This window comes from Haloarcula sp. S1AR25-4 (assembly GCF_031624555.1).
GTDB lineage: Archaea > Halobacteriota > Halobacteria > Halobacteriales > Haloarculaceae > Haloarcula > Haloarcula pellucida.
The window spans coordinates 167,454-184,112 of the sequence record NZ_JAMQOR010000003.1 but is presented as its reverse complement, the minus strand read 5'-3'; the positions used below and the strand labels follow the sequence as shown (position 1 = coordinate 184,112).

General features: G+C 66.7%; 18 protein-coding genes. 13 read left to right on the top strand and 5 right to left on the bottom strand.

Translation table 11 applies throughout. From position 1 onward, the window contains the following. Nucleotides 1-38 precede the first annotated feature (38 nt). The gene (locus tag NDI85_RS14240) at nucleotides 39-548 is read right to left on the bottom strand and encodes a 2'-5' RNA ligase family protein (RefSeq protein ID WP_310916166.1); all 510 of its coding nucleotides are present in this window, start codon (nucleotides 546-548) and stop codon (nucleotides 39-41) included. Nucleotides 549-594: 46 nt separating this feature from the next. Beyond that, nucleotides 595-783, bottom strand: coding sequence for a hypothetical protein (locus NDI85_RS14235; RefSeq protein ID WP_189001728.1), 189 nt, complete (start codon nucleotides 781-783; stop codon nucleotides 595-597). Between the two features lie 89 nt (nucleotides 784-872). Here NDI85_RS14235 and NDI85_RS14230 point away from each other — a divergent pair, with 89 nt between their 5' ends. From NDI85_RS14230 to argF, 11 genes are all read left to right on the top strand, one after another. After that, nucleotides 873-1,979 carry a hypothetical protein gene (locus tag NDI85_RS14230; protein WP_189001726.1) on the top strand — a complete coding sequence of 369 codons (1,107 nt, stop codon included), beginning with the start codon at nucleotides 873-875 and terminating at the stop codon, nucleotides 1,977-1,979. Nucleotides 1,980-2,199: 220 nt separating this feature from the next. Next, entirely contained in the window at nucleotides 2,200-3,009 is an 810-nt protein-coding gene (locus NDI85_RS14225; protein ID WP_310916165.1) for a hypothetical protein, read from the top strand. 308 nt (nucleotides 3,010-3,317) lie between these two features. After that, nucleotides 3,318-4,616: an argininosuccinate synthase gene (locus NDI85_RS14220; RefSeq protein ID WP_189001722.1), complete on the top strand. Its 1,299-nt coding sequence runs from the start codon at nucleotides 3,318-3,320 to the stop codon at nucleotides 4,614-4,616. A gap of 4 nt (nucleotides 4,617-4,620) precedes the next feature. Next, nucleotides 4,621-6,114 (top strand): argininosuccinate lyase, encoded by a 1,494-nt coding sequence (argH, locus tag NDI85_RS14215; protein WP_310916164.1) that lies wholly within the window; start codon nucleotides 4,621-4,623, stop codon nucleotides 6,112-6,114. A gap of 162 nt (nucleotides 6,115-6,276) precedes the next feature. Continuing rightward, on the top strand, nucleotides 6,277-6,441 hold the full coding sequence (gene lysW, locus NDI85_RS14210) for a lysine biosynthesis protein LysW (protein WP_166967234.1): 165 nt from the start codon (nucleotides 6,277-6,279) through the stop codon (nucleotides 6,439-6,441). Nucleotides 6,442-6,525: 84 nt separating this feature from the next. Continuing rightward, nucleotides 6,526-7,446, top strand: a complete 921-nt coding sequence (gene lysX / locus NDI85_RS14205) for a lysine biosynthesis protein LysX (protein WP_310916163.1) — start codon at nucleotides 6,526-6,528, stop codon at nucleotides 7,444-7,446. Further along, nucleotides 7,443-8,480 carry an N-acetyl-gamma-glutamyl-phosphate reductase gene (argC, locus tag NDI85_RS14200; RefSeq protein WP_189001716.1) on the top strand — a complete coding sequence of 346 codons (1,038 nt, stop codon included), beginning with the start codon at nucleotides 7,443-7,445 and terminating at the stop codon, nucleotides 8,478-8,480. Before lysX ends, argC begins: the two co-directional genes overlap by 4 nt. Before the next feature lie 18 nt (nucleotides 8,481-8,498). Then, nucleotides 8,499-9,377, top strand: a complete 879-nt coding sequence (locus tag NDI85_RS14195) for an acetylglutamate/acetylaminoadipate kinase (RefSeq protein WP_310916162.1) — start codon at nucleotides 8,499-8,501, stop codon at nucleotides 9,375-9,377. Next, nucleotides 9,374-10,501: an aspartate aminotransferase family protein gene (locus NDI85_RS14190; protein ID WP_310916161.1), complete on the top strand. Its 1,128-nt coding sequence runs from the start codon at nucleotides 9,374-9,376 to the stop codon at nucleotides 10,499-10,501. Before NDI85_RS14195 ends, NDI85_RS14190 begins: the two co-directional genes overlap by 4 nt. After that, nucleotides 10,498-11,553 (top strand): [LysW]-lysine hydrolase, encoded by a 1,056-nt coding sequence (locus NDI85_RS14185; RefSeq protein ID WP_189001710.1) that lies wholly within the window; start codon nucleotides 10,498-10,500, stop codon nucleotides 11,551-11,553. Before NDI85_RS14190 ends, NDI85_RS14185 begins: the two co-directional genes overlap by 4 nt. A 2-nt stretch (nucleotides 11,554-11,555) precedes the next feature. Further along, the gene (argF, locus tag NDI85_RS14180; protein ID WP_310916160.1) at nucleotides 11,556-12,443 is read left to right on the top strand and encodes an ornithine carbamoyltransferase; all 888 of its coding nucleotides are present in this window, start codon (nucleotides 11,556-11,558) and stop codon (nucleotides 12,441-12,443) included. A gap of 545 nt (nucleotides 12,444-12,988) precedes the next feature. Here argF and NDI85_RS14175 read toward each other — a convergent pair. The 3 genes from NDI85_RS14175 to NDI85_RS14165 all read right to left on the bottom strand — a co-directional run bounded on the left by NDI85_RS14175 (nucleotide 12,989) and on the right by NDI85_RS14165 (nucleotide 15,661). Beyond that, nucleotides 12,989-13,168 carry a UPF0175 family protein gene (locus NDI85_RS14175; RefSeq protein ID WP_166967219.1) on the bottom strand — a complete coding sequence of 60 codons (180 nt, stop codon included), beginning with the start codon at nucleotides 13,166-13,168 and terminating at the stop codon, nucleotides 12,989-12,991. Nucleotides 13,169-13,269: 101 nt separating this feature from the next. Further along, on the bottom strand, nucleotides 13,270-13,431 hold the full coding sequence (locus NDI85_RS14170; RefSeq protein ID WP_189001706.1) for a hypothetical protein: 162 nt from the start codon (nucleotides 13,429-13,431) through the stop codon (nucleotides 13,270-13,272). A gap of 160 nt (nucleotides 13,432-13,591) precedes the next feature. Beyond that, nucleotides 13,592-15,661 carry a halocyanin domain-containing protein gene (locus NDI85_RS14165; RefSeq protein WP_310916159.1) on the bottom strand — a complete coding sequence of 690 codons (2,070 nt, stop codon included), beginning with the start codon at nucleotides 15,659-15,661 and terminating at the stop codon, nucleotides 13,592-13,594. Between the two features lie 212 nt (nucleotides 15,662-15,873). Here NDI85_RS14165 and NDI85_RS14160 point away from each other — a divergent pair, with 212 nt between their 5' ends. Further along, the gene (locus NDI85_RS14160; RefSeq protein WP_166967213.1) at nucleotides 15,874-16,104 is read left to right on the top strand and encodes a hypothetical protein; all 231 of its coding nucleotides are present in this window, start codon (nucleotides 15,874-15,876) and stop codon (nucleotides 16,102-16,104) included. 77 nt (nucleotides 16,105-16,181) lie between these two features. Beyond that, nucleotides 16,182-16,568, top strand: a complete 387-nt coding sequence (locus NDI85_RS14155) for a helix-turn-helix domain-containing protein (RefSeq protein ID WP_189001702.1) — start codon at nucleotides 16,182-16,184, stop codon at nucleotides 16,566-16,568. Nucleotides 16,569-16,659: the final 91 nt, after the last annotated feature.

Here is a 16,659-nt window from a genome sequence, read left to right as displayed (position 1 = left end):
GGCGACGGCAAAAACGTACCGCCCTGACCCGCGACGCCCTACGCCGGCAGGGACACGCGAGAGACGGACTGCCCGCGCTCGGCGTCGTGAAAGACGAGGTCCTCGACGGTCCACTCCACGGGGTCTATCTCCCGGTCGACCAGTCGCTCGGCCGCCGCGGGGTTTCCGCCCCGTGCGACGGTGACGTGCGGGACGTAGGCGTCGCCTTCCATCCCGTCGACGGGGTCGAACTCGGCACAGAGGCGTTCGTGCAGCGCCCGCAGGCCGGGGCTCTCGACGGCGAGGTAGACGACGGGGGAGGGCCCGGTCACGGCCGTCTCGAACTGTTCGACCCCGGCGATTCGGACGGTGAAGGGGGCCGTCCCGCGGAGGGCGTCCCGGGCGCGCGCTTCGATGCGGGCGTAGGCGGCGTGGTCGCCGCTCCCCAGTCGTTTGGCGACCATCGTGTGCTCGCCGCGGGGGCGGGCCTGCGCTCGCGGGAGGTCACGGGCGAGGCGTCCCGCCAGCGCGGTCACCGACGACGGGAGGGACACGTTGAGGCTGTACACGCCGCTACTGAGTCGGGCAGGCGGCAAAAGGGACGCGGTCCGCCGGTTACAGGCGGTCGGTCAGGTAGAGGACGATGAGCGCGATGAGCGCGATGCCGAGGAGTGGCTGGAGCGGGCCGAGGAGCCACCCGAGGATACCGAGGACGCCTTCGACCACTTCCAGCGCTATCCAGACGACGGCGAGGAGGAGCAGTACTTTCAGCAGCGTGTCTACGTCGACTTTCCCGCGATCCATAGGTGTCGGTTCCGCTCGACGGCTCAAACCAGTTGTGGCCAGCCGTTGGCAACAAACCATATTGTCGCCGAGCGTAAACTGCCTACAGAATGCGACGAATCGGTAGCTTACTGGTGGCTCTGTTGCTCGTGACCGCGCTGCTGCCCGCGACGGCGGCAGGCGCCGCGTTCGGCGGCCTCTCCCAGCAGTCGGTGGACCCCGACGTTGTCGTGATGACCGCCGACGTACAGGCCGACGGCGACGCGCAGTGGGCCGTCGCCTACCGGATTCGACTGGCGACCGACAACGACACGCAGGCCTTCGAGGAGTTACAGGCCGACATCCGCGCCAACGAGACGGCCTACACCGACCGGTTCGGCGACCGGATGGCCGGCACGGCCCGCGCCGCCGAGAACGCGACCGGCCGGGAGATGGCCATCGAGAACGTCAGCGTCACGGCCAGACAGGAGTCGTTCGGGCAGACGTACGGCGTCGTCACCTACCGCTTCCGGTGGACGAACTTCGCCGCCACCGAGGACGGCCGTCTCACGGCCGGCGACGCCCTGTCGGGCCTGTTCCTCGATAGCGAGACGTCGTTGACGATGTCGTGGCCCGCGGGCTACAGCGCCCAGACGGTCGCGCCCGCCCCCGACGACCGCTCGAACACGTCGGCGACGTGGCGGGGCCAACAGCAGTTCGGCACCGACGAGCCACGGGTCGTCCTCGCGCAGACGGGCGGCGGGGGCGGTGACGGCGGCCTCGACACGGCGCTCGTCGGCGGGGCGGTACTGGTGGTCCTCGCTCTCGTGGGGGGCGCATACTGGGCGCGCCGGTCGGGCCTGTTCGGTGGCGGCGACGAGGGCGACGAGCCAGTCCAGCAACCGACGGCGGCGTCCGAAGGCGGGGACGGGGACACGACGACAGACACCGACAGCGCGGCGGCCGCCGGGGCAGCCGGCAACGGCGCGTCCGCACCCCCGGCGGAGCTGCTCAGCAACGAGGAACAGGTGCTGAAACTGCTGAACGAGAACGGCGGCCGTATCAAACAGCAGGAGGTCGCGAGCCGACTCGACTGGACCGACGCGAAGACGAGTCAGGTCATCGGCGGCCTCCGCGAGGACGACGAACTGGAGACGTTCCGGATCGGTCGCGAGAACGTCGTCACCCTCCCCGATACGGACGTGACCGAGACGACCGACGACGAGAACGGCGAGTAATATCGTAGCCATTGAAAATCAATGCACACCCGACCGCACGACGGCGGTGCGGTCGGTGTGTGTGAATCGTTTCAATTGTTCCTATAACCGTTCCGGTGTTTCATCACTCCGTTTCCCCGCGTGCGGTCGCTGTCCTGCGGTTTAATCCGGTTTAATCGGCGACGAACCGGGCTGACGGTGAGGGGTTTATACGTGGATAGGGGGCCAAGCAGTGGACACGATGAGACGAGCCACTCCGGCACTGCTGGCCCTCCTGCTCGTGACGAGCGCACTGGCCGCGGTGCCAGCGGCCACGATGGCACAGGAGACGTCGACCCAGACCGAACAGCGCAGTGAGAACGCGACCGTCGCCCCCGGGGCACAGCTCGCCGGCGCGGTCGGCGTGCAGGGCGCCGAACTCGGCGGTGAGGTCGAGGCCCGCGCGTACGGTATCAGCGTCGCGAAGGCCAACACCGACAACGCCCGCGCGGCCGTCGTCGCCGAGGAGACCGGCGAGCTAGAGGTGCGCCTCGAAGCACTCCGACAGCGCAAGGCGGCCCTCCAGCAGGCCCGCGAGAACGGGTCGATGAGCGAGGGCGAGTACCGCGCCCGGACGGCCCAACTCCACGCCGAGACCCGAACCGTCGAGCGACTGGCCACCCAGACCAACGAGACGGCGAGTACGCTGCCCGCCGAGGCGCTCGAAGCAGAGGGCGTCGATATGGCGGCGGTCCGCTCGCTGGCCGACCGCTCCGAGGAACTGACCGGCCCCGAAGTGGCCGAAATCGCACGCAGTATCGCCGGTAACGACGTCGGCGAAGGCGTCGGCCCGGCAGCCGACCGCGGCTCCGAGGCACGAGAGAACCGCGGCGAGCGCAACGAGACGGGTGCCGACGCCGAGGCGACCGTGACGGTCGACGCGAAGACGAACGACACCGACACGACCGTGAACACGACGGCCGACACGACCGTCAAGGCCGAGACCGGCGACCTGCCCGACGCGAACACGACCACCAACGAGACAGTCCCGGCCCCCGACGGCGGGTACTGACGACACTCTGTCAGCAGTCCCCGTGTGACTGATAACCACGCCTTCTCGAACACGGAAGCTATTAGTACGGGACCTACGGTAGTCGCAAGTACATGACGCGGACCACCGTCGCCGACGCGCTCGCCGCCGCCGACGAGCGGTCCGTCCGCTTCTCCCCGAGCCGACGACGACGACGGGCCCTCTGCTAGGCCCACTACTCTCCTCACTTCGTTTCACGGTTCGTTTCGACTCCGAGTACCGCCGGTCGGCTGTCCGGCGTGTCAGTCCAAACCGACAGTCACACCACGGAACCCACAGAGTACACAACTATGTCAGACGGAAACGGAACCGTCGCGCTCGCCTTCTCCGGTGGGCTCGACACGACAGTCTGCGTATCGCTGCTGAAAGAGGAGTACGGCTACGACGAGGTCATCGGCGTCACCGTCGACGTCGGCCAGCCCGACTACGAGTTCGAGGAGGCCGAGGAGACGGCTGAAGCGCTCGGCGTCGAGCAGTACGTCGTCGACGCGAAAGAGGAGTTCGCCGACCTCTGTCTCAAGGCCGTGAAGGCCAACGCCGACTATCAGGGCTACCCGCTGGGCACCGCGCTCGCCCGCCCGGTCATCGCGAAGGCCATCCTCTCGGTGGCCGAAGAGGAGGGGTGTAACGGCATCGCCCACGGCTGTACCGGCAAGGGCAACGACCAACTGCGTTTCGAGGCCATCTGGCGCGACTCCGACATGGAGGTCATCGCCCCCGTGCGCGAACTCGGCCTCACCCGCGAGTGGGAGAACGAGTACGCCCAAGAGAAGGGCCTCCCCGTCGAGGGCGGCGACGGCGGCCGCTACTCCATCGACACGAACCTCTGGAGCCGGTCCATCGAGGGCTCTGAACTCGAAGACCCCTCGACGATTCCCGAGGACGACATCTACAAGTGGACCGAGAACCCCTCCGGCAAGGACGCCGAACTCGTCGATATCGAGTTCGAAGACGGCGAGGCCGTCGCCGTCGACGGCGAGGAACTGGGGACGGTCGAACTCATCGAGCAACTCAACGAGCAGGCCGGCGCCCACGGCATCGGCCGCACGGACATGATGGAAGACCGCATGCTCGGTCTGAAGGTCCGCGAGAACTACGAGCACCCCGCGGCGACGGTGCTGCTCACCGCGCACGAGGCGCTCGAAGGCCTCGTCCTCACGCAGGAAGAGCGCGCGTTCAAACAGCAGGTCGACCAGCAGTGGTCCCAGAAGGCCTACGAGGGCCTCGTGGACGCGCCGCTCGTCTCCGCACTCGAAGCGTTCATCGACGACACGAACGAGCGCGTCACCGGGTCCGTCACCGTGAAGCTCGAAGGCGGGCACTGCCGCCCGGTCTCCCGCGAGTCCGACTACGCCGTCTACAGCGAGTCTGCGGCCTCCTTCGACGAGGAGGACGTCACCGGCGGCATCACCCAGCAGGACGCCACCGGCGTCGCGAAGTACCACGGCTTCCAGTCCCGTCTCGCCAACGGCATCTTAGAGAACGCGAAGAAGGGCACGGCCGTTCCCGACGGTGGCGAGGACGACCACGGGGAGGCCTCGGACCACGCGAACGGCAACGCCGTGAGCGGCGAGTCCTCGGAGGAGTAATCCCATGGGCGACGGAGAGGACGACGCCGGACACGAACCGGACGACGAGACGGTGGTCCGCCGCGACCGCTTCGCGGGCGGGCCGGCACGCTCGTTCCTCTCCTCGCTCGCCGACGACGAGCGCATCTTCGCGGCCGACCTCGCCGTCGACCGCGCCCACGTCGTCATGCTCGAAGAGCAGGACGTCGTCGACCGCGAGACGGTCGGCGAGATACTGGCGGCGCTGGACGACGTCGAGGAGGCCGGGCACGGCGAACTGCCCGACGGCGAGGACGTCCACGAGGCCATCGAGAGCGCGGTCATCGACCGCGTCGGCCCGGAGGGCGGGAAGATGCACACCGCCCGCTCGCGCAACGACGAGGTGGCCGCCTGCATCCGCTACCGCCTGCGTGAAGATATCCTCGAACTGGTCGAGACGGTCGTCGGCGCCCGCGAGCGGTTGCTGGACGTGGCCCGTGAGGAAGCGGAGACGGTGATGCCCGGCTACACCCACCTTCAGCCAGCACAACCGACGACGGTGGCCCACTGGGTGCTGTCCTACGAACAGGCGCTCCAGCGCGACACCGCGCGCCTGCTCGACGCCTACGAGCGCGTCAACCAGAACCCGCTCGGGTCGGCCGCCTTCGCCGGCACGCCCTTCGACGTGGACCGCGAGCGCACCGCCGAACTGCTCGGGTTCGACTCGGTGGTCGAGAACTCGATGGACGCCTCGGCGACGCGGGACTTCCTCGTGGAGGTCACGAGCGCCGTCGCGACGCTCGCGACGACGCTCTCCGGTCTGGCCGAGGACGTCGTCGTGATGGCCAGCAAGGGCCACGTCGAACTCGACGACGACTACGCCTCCACGAGTTCCATCATGCCCCAGAAGAAGAACCCCGACACGCTGGAACTCGTCCGTGGTCGCACCGGCGACGCGACGGCGGGGCTGAACGGCCTGCTGACGAACCTGAAGGGGCAACCGCGCGCGTACAACCGCGACCTGCAACGCGCGGGCCGGCACGCGTGGGACGCCATCGACAGCGTCACCGAGAGCGTCGAGGTCGCGGCCGGTGCGGTCGCGACGGCCGAGTGGCCCGACGAGACGCTGGCGGCCGCGGCCACCGAGGGGTTCGCCACCGCGACGGGCGTGGCGGACTTGCTGGCGATGGCCGGCGTCCCGTTCCGCACGGCCCACGAAGTGGTGGCCGAGGTCGCCGCGGGCCTCGGCCCAGAGGAGGACGCCCCGGACTACGAGGCCATCTCGGCCGTCGCGGAGGACGTCCTCGGCGACCCGCTCTCGCAGTTCGTCGACCGGGAGGCCGTCGAGGCCGCCCTCGACCCCACCGAGAGCGTCGCCATGCGCGACTCCCGCGGCGGCCCCGCACCCGAGGCCGTGGCCGACCAACTGTTGGTCGCCGAAGAAGTGCTCGCCGGCCACCGGGAAACTGTCCAGACGGCCGCCGACGCCGTAGAGCGCGCACACGACCGCCGTCTATCGGAGGTCGACCGCTATGTGTGAGCGACGAGCCCCGCGAGGGGTGATTGTACCATAAATCTGATACAGTGTTCGGGAACACGCGATAATTTGCTTTTAGACGCCATTAGATGGCAGTATGGGTTACTAATCGGTACTGATAGGTTCGAAGATTTTAAGTGGGTGCGGGCGCGAGAGAACGGTACAATGGCAGACTGCATCGAGTGCGGGGCGGAAGTCTCCCTGCACGACAACCTCGAAGTCGGAGAGATCGTCGACTGTGCGACCTGTGGTGCCGAACTCGAAGTCGTCGGCACTGACCCCGTCGAGCTCGACACCGCACCCGAGCTCGAAGAGGACTGGGGTGAGTGAGGTGTTCGCGGTGGCGCGGCGCGTTGCGTCGCATACGACTGTGACCCGTGACGCCGCGACCCGCGAACACACGGAGGACACAGCATGAAAGTCGGAATGCTCTACTCGCGCATCCGCCGGGACGAGAAGCTCCTGCTCTCGGAACTGCGCGACCGTGACCACGAGATAGAGAAGATAGACGTCCGCAAACAGCAGTTCAACATCAGCGAGCCTCCCGCGAAGTTCGAGGGTCTCGACGTCGTCGTCGACCGCTGTCTGGCGACGTCTCGTAGCGTCTACGCGACGAAGTTCGCCGCGGCCTACGACGTGCCGGTCGTCAACGGCCCCGACGTCGCGGAGGTCTGTTCGGACAAGGTCAAAAACAGCCTCGCGCTGGTCGAGGCGGGCGTCCCGACGCCTAACACCGACGTGGCGTTCACGAAAGACGCCGCGCTGGAATCCATCGAGGACTTCGGCTACCCGTGCGTGCTGAAGCCCGTCGTCGGGTCGTGGGGTCGCCTGATGGCCAAAATCGACTCCCGCGACGCCGCGGAAGCCATCCTCGAACACAAGGAGACGCTGGGCCACTACGAGCACAAGATATTCTACGTCCAGGAGTTCGTCGACAAACCCGGTCGGGACATCCGCGTGCTGGCCGTCGACGGCGACCCCATCGCGGCGATGGTCCGCTCCTCGGACCACTGGCTCACCAACGCCGCGAAGGGTGCCGAGACGAACGAGTTCGAACTGGACGACCGTGCGCTCGAACTGGTCGAGAAGGCGTCGGCCGCCGTCGGCGGCGGCCTGTTGGGTATCGACTTGATGGAGGTCGGGGTGTCGCAAAGCGACACCCGGAACGCGAGCGGCGACGAGCCGCGAGCGGAGGACTACACGGTCCACGAGGTCAACCACACCGTCGAGTTCAAGGCGCTCAACGAGGTCACCGACGTGGACGTGCCCGCAGCGGTCGTCGACTGGCTCGAATCGAAGGCGGCAAGCGAGAGCGACGCGGAGGTCACCGCATGACGTACTCCGCCAGCGTCGTCGGTGGCTCCGGGTTCACCGGTGGGGAACTCCTCCGCATCCTCGACGGCCACCCCGAGTTCGAACTCGCACAGGCCACGAGTCGGTCGAAGGAGAACAAGACCGTCGGCCACCAGCACCCGAACCTCCGGCACTCGGACCTGCGCTTTTCCTCGCCCGAGGACCTCGAATCGGTTGACGTGCTGTTCGCCGCGACGCCCCACGGCGTCTCCATGGAGCAGATAGACCAGTTTCAGGACGCCGCTGGTACGGTCGTCGACCTCTCGGCGGACTTCCGTCTGGACACCGAGGCGCAGTACGACGAGTGGTACGACGGGCACACGCGTCCCGAACTGCTCGAACAGAGCGAGTACGCGCTGCCGGAACTCAACCGCGACAACCTCGCGGGTGCGGACCTCATCGCTTCCGGCGGCTGTAACGCCACGGCGACGATTCTGGGCCTGCTCCCGCTGTTCGAACACGGTGTTCTCGGCGGCGACGAGCAGATAGTCGTCGACGTGAAGGTCGGATCCAGCGAGGGCGGGGCCGGCGGCGGCGAGGCGTCCAGCCACCCCGAGCGCTCGGGGGTCGTCCGTCCCTACGCCCCGACAGGCCACCGTCACGAGGCCGAGATTCAGCAGTTCCTCGGCGTCGACGTCTCCTTCACCGTCCACGCGGTGGACATGGTCCGTGGCGCCAGCGCGACCTGTCACGTCTTCCCCGACGGTCCCGTCTCGAAGGGCGACCTCTGGGGAGCCTACCGCGGCCAGTACGAGGACGAACCGTTCGTCGAGCTGGTCGCCGGCGGTGGCGGCGTCTACCGCTACCCCGAACCGAAGGCCGTCGCGGGGACGAACAAGGCGGAAGTCGGCTTCGAACTCGACCCCGCCAACAAGCGGCTGGTCGTGTTCTCGGCCATCGACAACATGATGAAGGGGTCGGCCGGGCAGGCGGTCCACGCCGCCAACGTCGCCCTCGGCCTCGAGGAGACGGCGGGTCTGGAGTTCCAGGGACTCCACCCCGTCGGCGCACCGTAATCCCTGACGAAGCTTTCTATGACAGTAGTTATCAAAGTCGGTGGCGCTCGTGCTGTTGACCCAGCGGGGGCGCTCGCGGATGTGGCATCACTCGTCGAGCAGGGCGAACAGGTCGTCGTGGTTCACGGCGGCTCGACCAAAGTCGACGAGACGCTCGAACGACTCGGCATCGACCCGGAGTACGTCGAGACGCCGAGTGGCGTCGTCGGCCGCTTCACCGACGAGACGACGATGGAAGTGTTCGAGATGGCCTTCGGCCACCTCAACACCCGACTGGTCGCCGGCCTCCAGAGCGAGGGCGTCGACGCCGTCGGCCTGAACGGCGTGGACGGCAAGTTGCTCTACGGCCCCCGCAAGTCCGCCGTCCGCGTCGTCGAGGACGGCAAGAAGAAGATCAAGCGCGGCGACCACTCCGGCACCATCAAGCAGGTCAACGGTGACCTCTTGGGGTCGCTGTTGGACGACGGCTACACGCCCGTCGCCGCGCCGCCGATGGCGGGTAGCGAGGCGCGAAGCGCCTCGGAAGGTTCGAGCGGCGACGAGCCGCGAGAACAGGTCATCCCTGTCAACACCGACGCCGACCGCTCGGCGGCGGCTATCGCCGGCGAACTCGACGCGACGCTCGTCCTCCTGACCGACGTCGAGGGCGTCTACGAGGACCCAGACGACCCCGCGACGCTCATCGAGTCGGTCGAGACGAGCGAGGAGTGGGCCGCCCTCGAAGCCGCCGCCGAGGGGTTCATGGGCCGGAAGATAATGGCCGCCGAGGAGGCACTCTCCGGCGGCGCGCCCGAAGTGGTAGTCGCGGACGCCAACGCCGATACCCCCATCCTGTCGGCGCTTGACGGCGACGGGACGCACGTGCAAGCGAGCGCAGTTCAGGAGGCAGACCAATGAGCGGCTTCGTCTTCAACGAGAAACCCATCCAGATAGAACGCGGCGACGGTGCCTACGTCTACGGCGACGACGGTACGGAGTACCTCGACATGGGTGCGTCCTACGCCTGCGTCCCCCTCGGACACGGCCACCCCGCGGTACAGGACGCGGTCACCGAGCAGTTCGAGAAACTGACCTACGTACAGGCTTCCTACCCCAACGCCCAGCGGACGGCCCTGTACGAACTGCTCGCCGACACCGCACCGGACCCCATCGACAAGACGTGGCTCTGTAACTCCGGGACAGAGGCCAACGAGGCGGCGCTGAAGTTCGCGCGCTCTGCGACCGGGAACTCCAAGATAGTCGCCACCATGCAGGGCTTCCACGGCCGGACCATGGGGGCGCTCGCGACCACGTGGAAGGACAAGTACAAGAAGCCCTACGAACCGCTCATCGGCGACGTGGAGTTCGTCCCCTACGACGACGCCGAAGCGCTGGACGAAGCGGTCGACGAGGACACCGCCGCGTTCATCGTCGAACCCGTACAGGGCGAGGGCGGTATCAACCCCGCGTCGGCGGGGTACCTCGACGCGGCCCGAGAGATTACCGAGGACGCTGGCGCGGCGCTCGTCTTCGACGAGGTCCAGACCGGCATGGGCCGAACCGGCGCGCTGTGGAACTCTCAGCGGGCGAACGTCACGCCCGACATGATCACGTCGGCGAAGGGGTTGGGCAACGGCTTCCCCGTCGGTGCGACGCTGTGCCGGGACTGGATCGCCGAGAACTACGGCTCACACGCCTCGACGTTCTCCGGTGGCCCGGTCATCTCGGCGGCCGCCGGGGCGACAGTCTCGACCATCGTCGAGGACGACGTCCCCGAGAACGCCGCCGCCATGGGCGAGTACCTCCAGACGGAACTGGCGGCGGCCATCGGCGACGAGGTGCGGGACATCCGCGGCGAAGGACTGATGATCGGCGTCGAAGTCGGCCGCGGCGCGAACAAGGCATTGAAGCAACTCGCGCTGAATCACGGCATCCTCGCGCTGCCCGCGGGCCGGACCGTCGTGCGTCTGCTCCCGCCGCTGACCATCGACGAGGCCCACGCCGACGAGGTGGTCGAGGCCATGGCAGAGGTGGTGGGATGAGCGAAGCGGCCGTCGAGGAGGCCGACACCGAGGCCCGCGAACTGCTCGAAGACGTCGTGCGCATCCCCTCGGTCACCCCCGAGGAACGCGAGGCCGCCGAACGTCTCGTCGAGTTCTTCGAGGCCCACGACCGCGAGGTGTGGATAGACGACATCGGCAACGTGCGCGCGCCGGCCGACGACGGCGTCCTCCTGACCTCCCACGTCGACACCGTGCCGGGCGACATCCCAGTGCGTATCGAGGAAACCGACGAGGGCGACGTACTGTGGGGCCGCGGCAGCGTCGACGCCAAGGGACCGCTGTGTTCGATGGCCGTCGCCGCCGTCCGCACCGGGGCCTCCTTCGTCGGCGTCGTCGGTGAGGAGGTCGACTCCCGCGGCGCTCGGTACCTCGTCTCTGACCGCGACGCCGAACCGGACGCCGTCGTCAACGGCGAGCCCTCCGGCTGGGAGGGCATCACGCTGGGGTACCGAGGACTGCTCGGTGGGACCTACGTCGCCACCAGCGAGTCCGGCCACTCCTCGCGCCCGGAGAACAACGCCATCCAGGACGCCATCGACTGGTGGGCCGCCGTCGAGGACGAGTTCGACCCCGACGAGTGGGTGCCCGTCTTCGAGCGGGTCACCTGTAAGCCCGTCGACATCGACGGCGGCATCTCCGAGGACGGCCTCTCAGTCGAGGCGACGATGGACGTACAGCTACGGGTCCCTCCGGAGTACACCACCGACGAGATTCGCGAAATCGCCGACGGTCACCTCACCAACGGCACGGTCCACTGGGACGACAAGGTCGAACCCGTCATGCAGAGTCCGCGGACCCCGGTCGCGCGGGCGTTCCGGGCCGCCATCCGCCAGCACGGCGGCGACCCGACGCTGCTCCGCAAGACCGGCACCAGCGACATGAACGTCTTCGCGAAGGCGTGGGACTGCCCGATGGCGACCTACGGCCCCGGCGACTCCGACCTCGACCACGCGCCGAACGAACACATCCACCTCGCGGAGTACGACCGCGCGGTCGGCGTCCTCACGGACGTCACCGAACGCCTCCTGTAACTATGCACCTGCTCGACGTCGACGACCTCACGACCGACGAACTGTCCGCCGTGCTCGCTCACGCGGCCGAAATCAAAGCCGACCCCGGCGACTACGAGGACCTGCTGGACCAGCAGACGCTGGGGATGATATTCGAGAAGCCCTCGACGCGAACCCGCGTGTCCTTCGAGACGGGGATGACCCAACTGGGCGGCCACGCCCTCTTTCTCGGCCCCGACGACATCCATCTGGGCCACGGCGAACCGGTCAAGGACACGTCGCGAGCGCTGGCCCGTTACGTCGACTTCGTGATGGCCCGCGTCTTCGACCACGAGGACGCCGAGGAACTGGCCGCATACAGCGACGTACCGGTCATCAACGCGTTGACCGACGACGCCCACCCCTGCCAGACGCTCGCCGATCTGCTCACGATTCGTGAGGAGTTCGGCGGCTTCGACGTGGACGTGGCGTGGGTCGGCGACGGCAACAACGTCTGCCAGTCGTTCGTGCTGGGCGCGGCGATGACGGGTCTCGACCTCACCGTCGCCACGCCTGCGGGCTACGAGGTGTCCGACGAGGTACTGGACCGGGCCGCCGAGTTCGGGAACGTCCCCGAGACCACGAACGACCCCGAGGCGGCCGTCGACGGGGCCGACGTCGTCTACACGGACGTCTTCGTCAGTATGGGACAGGAAGACCGCCGCCACGAGAAACTGGACGACTTCGACGGCTTCCAGATTACCACGGATCTGCTGGGCGACCGCACGCTCATGCACTGCCTGCCCGCCCACCGCGGCGAGGAGGTCACCGACGAGGTCATCGAGTCGGACAACGCCGTCGTCTGGGACCAGGCGGAGAACCGCCTGCACGCTCAGAAAGGGCTGCTTGCGTGGCTGGCCGAGACGGCGTAGCCTCGAAAAATCGGCACGATCTATTCACGACCTATACATTTGATGTTTATATAATACACAGAGCAAAAGTAACATGCCCATTCGAGAGAAATGTAGAATCAATGCCGACGATGAAGACAGGTCTCCCCATCTACCGATCAGTCTTAAGCCGGTATTCTATATCGAGAAGTGACGTACTCATATTGTTCTCGCTGACGATTTTCGCAATGGGCATGCTTTTATCCGGTCTTTCATCACTCTTCGTCTTCTCAGCTGTCTTTGTCGCAATCATGTCTCAATTAGTTGGGATATTACCAATAGCCAACTATAATGGAATGAATCTAAGATCTTTCATATATTTCATTTCAGTCCTGTGTATCCTGATCATAGACTAACAAATATTGCCGCATAATGCTATTTTCCTCCCCGGCACTGTCTTCATACCCAAATCGGACTGTCGGAGTGACTGACTAGATCCCGTGACCGACCAGCGGGTGTGAGCGGCCTCGTTCCCGCGTTTTTCGCGCCATCAGTCTGAACGAGAGGGTGACGCGGCCCGACTGTGTCTATCTGCCGACGCTCTCCGGGAGCGACTGCTCGTCGGCTTCACGTACGTCGATGCCGCGCGACCGGAGTGCGGACGCCATCTCGCCGGTCGAAAGCCCGCTGAACCCGGCCGCCTGCTCCAGCGTGTACGTCCTGCTACGGTACAGTGTCAGCGCCGTCGTGAAGGACTTGGATGACATTCTCCAACGTCTGCTGACTAGCAGAACTAGGTATTAAACATTCTGTGGTAAACTGTGGCTAGATTTTTTGGCTAATTGGGGAAAATACCACATATGTACTGTTATGGGTTGCATAAGTGGACGAACAGTTTGTCCCCCTCGCTGCCGAACGTCGAGCGGATTTCCGTCGGGTTGACGACGGTGACGCCCACGTCGTCGCCGATAGACTGCTTGGCTCCACCCGAAACGCTACCCTTTTCGATACGTTCGTGACCTGTTGACACAGTTTCGGCCGTGCCTGAATCGCCCGGTTCCAGTCGAAACGGTGCCCTTTTCGATACGTTCGTGACCTGTCGGCACAGTTTCGGTCGTACCTGAATCGTCCGGTTCCAGTCGAAACGGTACCCTTTTCGATACGTTTGGGAACAGTTAGCACCCGAACCGTCAGTTCGGCGGGTCGTCGCTCTGTCCGGGCACACCACGGCCCTGATAGAACTCGCCGCCCCAGTTACCGACCCAGATGTCCTGATTGGCGAGATAGAGGGCGTCGGCGGTGTAGAACCGGTCGTCGGTGACCGACCACTCGCCGGCCTCGGTGTCGTACGCGACTTCCCCGTTGTAGACGCTGGCCTGCCCGAACTCGCCGCCGGCCTTCGGCGGGAGCGGCGGTTCGTTCCCCTTCGACTGGCTCACCGACGGCGGGCGCTGGGCACGCTGGAGTCGGCCAGTGTTGAACGTGCTGTCGAAGAAGCGCGCGAACAGCGGTCGCACGTCCGAGTTCCCCAACACGGCGTCGGCGGCGTTGAGACCGCCGGTGATGTCCCCGGCGTCCCGCGCGGTGATGGCGTACGTCGAATCGCCCGTCCCGGAGGCGAAGGTGCCGGCGTCGTCGTCCCACAGTTCGTCGACCATGTAGCCGACCACGTCGCCCGCGGTGTCGGTGTGGTCGACGCCGTCCATCTGGGAGGCCCACAGGAGGCCCTGTGCCACGATGCCCTGCGTGGCCGCTTGATTGGCCGCGCCGTTCTCGACTTTCCCGTTGCCCGCGAGGTTCGACTGGACGACGCTCGCGAGGCCGTTCGCGTAGTCGGCGGCGGCACTCAGGTCGTCCTCGGTGCCAGCCTGCGGCCCGTAGTACCCGACCGCACCGAGCATCAGTCCGACCGAGCGGGTCGACTCCTGTTGGGCCACGTCCTCGGGGCTGAACAGGTCCATCGTCGTCCGGGCGACCCCGTCGGTAATCTCCTGTATACCGACGTCCGTCTCGAAGACGGCGTCCGCACCGGCCTCGCTGGGGAGCAGCGGCCGGGGGTTGACGTACCCGAACCAGCCGTTCTGTGCGAGGCTACTCATGTCCGAGAGGAACCACGTCATCGCGGCGTGGTGATGGGGTCGACGCGTCTCGTCCTCGATACGGCCCTCGGCGGGCCGGTACTCCGAGAGGAACTCCCAGCTATCGCCGTGGGTCAACGCCCCGTTCCCGCGGGACCCGCCGACGAGAATCGCGGCGTTGATACCTATCTGTCCCAGCGTCGAGAGCAACTGGGCCCGGAACCGTGGGGCCATCTCTGTCGGCAGCAGGTCGAAGTGCTTCTGGAAGTTCTTCGCCCAGGTGACGCCCTTGAGGTGTGTCCACGCCAGCGACGATGGGCTGACGACGCCGGAGGATTCGCTCTTGTCCCACGCGAGCGTCTTCGCGTCCGGTCGGCCGGTATCGTCCTCCAGTACCGGCCGCTGCGTGAAGTGTGGGTCGCCCTCGGTAAACGCCGCAAACGAGAGATTGGGATCCGTAATCGGCGGGCGCTCGACTGCGGCCCGTTCGAGCATCGCAGGAAGGCGCTGGTCCCGCATCTGTTCCATCTGCTCGTTCAGCGGGAAGGGGACGCCGTTGGCGCTCATCGCGATGTTCGTGCTCATGTTGTACAGCGAGTACCAGTAGGCGTCGAACGTCGCCGCCGCGAAGTCGTAGGCCGCGGTCTGGCCACCGCCACCGCCCGAGGGGTCGCCGACGACGACGGCGCCTTTCATCCCGAGCGAGCGGTGGGGAGTACAGAAGTACAGGTGGATGCCCTCGCTGTCGAACGAGCGCTCGTACGCCGCACCGGCCTCCCCGACCGGGTCGCCGCTCTCGAAGGACCCGTCCTCGGCGACGACGTTGTGGCTCCCGCCGTTGCCGGTCCACTCCCAGACGACGGTCGTTCCGGGGTCGACGTGGATGGCCGGCGGGTCGAACGCGAAGTCCCCGCCGTTGCCCTCCGCGCCGACGGCGACGGTCACCGACGACTCGCCGCGCAGGTCGGTCGTCCCGTCGAAGTTGTCGGTGTCGGAGAACCAACCGCCGTAGTCGACGTCGCTACCGCTACTGGTCTCGGTCGATGTCCCGGTGGGCGTTCGCGTCGAGGCGTCCGTCGCCGCGTCCGTAGGCGTCGTCTCCGTCCCGCCGAGGCCCTGACAGCCGGCGAGCGCCGCCAGCGTCCCGAACGTCCCCGCGAGGACCGTGCGTCTGTCGTGCATCGTATGCCGGGCTACCCAACTCTGGGAAATAGCGGTACCTCGCCAGCGTGGCACCGACACACCGACGGGGAACGGTTAGATAGGTGGAGCGACCGGCGAGCATAACTGTTCGCCGGTCGTGCGCCCGTGTGACACACGCTCTCGTCCGGGAGTTGATAACTCATGTGCGAGTGCCCGACAGTATAAACCGATGGCGCTGGTACCGCCACGCAATGGAGCCACTCGTCGTCGACGCCGGCGAAGCCGACGTCGAAGCGCTACTGGACGCGCTCGAAGACGGCCAACGGGTCGTCGTCCGCACGGAGTTCCTCGGGGAGTCCCACGAGGTGACGCTGCGTTACGACGGCGTCTGGTACTGCGATACCCCGACGCGACTGCACAAACACGATTCACGCGAGGAGATGCGGACCTGTTTAGAGCGGCAGGGCTACGGGCGGGAGTGAGCGGTAACGCCGGTTTTACCCGGTGAGCTACGGGTAACGGCCCCGTTTATGCGTGGCGCGTGCCTATCCGTTCGCACATGGCAATCGACCCATCGCCCGACGCCTTCCGCGAACTCATGGTCGACGACGAACCGCCGCTCGACGAGGTGATGGCCTGCGTCTTCGGCGTCCAGCGACACGAGGTCCGGACCTATCGGACGCTGCTCGACACCCCCGGTAGCACCGTCGAGGAACTCGCCGCCGAACTCGACCGGGACCGTTCGAACGTCAACCGCTCGCTGTCGACGCTCCGCGAGAAGGGCCTCGCGAAGCGCGAACGACGCTTGCTTGACGGCGGCGGCCACGTCTATCAGTACACCGCGACGCCGCTCGACGAGGCCCGCGAGTTGATGCACGAGACGCTGGACCAGTGGACCGCGGCGGTCCACGACCGAATCGACGAGTTCGACGCGACCGACGTCTAACCGCGCCGAGAACGCCGTCGTCGCCGGCTCACGGTCCCGATTCCCTGCTGGCCGTAACCGTCCGACTTTTGCCCGGGCGGACCATCACCTC

What these genes read in the sequence shown, in the direction of transcription:
- lysX (WP_310916163.1), top strand. Translation starts at nt 6,526, where the DNA reads ATGAAAGTCGGAATGCTCTACTCGCGCATCCGCCGGGACGAGAAGCTC.
- NDI85_RS14155 (WP_189001702.1), top strand. Translation starts at nt 16,182, where the DNA reads ATGGCAATCGACCCATCGCCCGACGCCTTCCGCGAACTCATGGTCGAC.
- NDI85_RS14185 (WP_189001710.1), top strand. Translation starts at nt 10,498, where the DNA reads ATGAGCGAAGCGGCCGTCGAGGAGGCCGACACCGAGGCCCGCGAACTG.
- NDI85_RS14220 (WP_189001722.1), top strand. Translation starts at nt 3,318, where the DNA reads ATGTCAGACGGAAACGGAACCGTCGCGCTCGCCTTCTCCGGTGGGCTC.
- NDI85_RS14190 (WP_310916161.1), top strand. Translation starts at nt 9,374, where the DNA reads ATGAGCGGCTTCGTCTTCAACGAGAAACCCATCCAGATAGAACGCGGC.
- argH (WP_310916164.1), top strand. Translation starts at nt 4,621, where the DNA reads ATGGGCGACGGAGAGGACGACGCCGGACACGAACCGGACGACGAGACG.
- NDI85_RS14175 (WP_166967219.1), bottom strand. Translation starts at nt 13,168, where the DNA reads ATGTCATCCAAGTCCTTCACGACGGCGCTGACACTGTACCGTAGCAGG.
- argC (WP_189001716.1), top strand. Translation starts at nt 7,443, where the DNA reads ATGACGTACTCCGCCAGCGTCGTCGGTGGCTCCGGGTTCACCGGTGGG.
- lysW (WP_166967234.1), top strand. Translation starts at nt 6,277, where the DNA reads ATGGCAGACTGCATCGAGTGCGGGGCGGAAGTCTCCCTGCACGACAAC.
- NDI85_RS14225 (WP_310916165.1), top strand. Translation starts at nt 2,200, where the DNA reads ATGAGACGAGCCACTCCGGCACTGCTGGCCCTCCTGCTCGTGACGAGC.
- NDI85_RS14195 (WP_310916162.1), top strand. Translation starts at nt 8,499, where the DNA reads ATGACAGTAGTTATCAAAGTCGGTGGCGCTCGTGCTGTTGACCCAGCG.
- NDI85_RS14235 (WP_189001728.1), bottom strand. Translation starts at nt 783, where the DNA reads ATGGATCGCGGGAAAGTCGACGTAGACACGCTGCTGAAAGTACTGCTC.
- NDI85_RS14165 (WP_310916159.1), bottom strand. Translation starts at nt 15,661, where the DNA reads ATGCACGACAGACGCACGGTCCTCGCGGGGACGTTCGGGACGCTGGCG.
- argF (WP_310916160.1), top strand. Translation starts at nt 11,556, where the DNA reads ATGCACCTGCTCGACGTCGACGACCTCACGACCGACGAACTGTCCGCC.
- NDI85_RS14230 (WP_189001726.1), top strand. Translation starts at nt 873, where the DNA reads ATGCGACGAATCGGTAGCTTACTGGTGGCTCTGTTGCTCGTGACCGCG.
- NDI85_RS14160 (WP_166967213.1), top strand. Translation starts at nt 15,874, where the DNA reads ATGGAGCCACTCGTCGTCGACGCCGGCGAAGCCGACGTCGAAGCGCTA.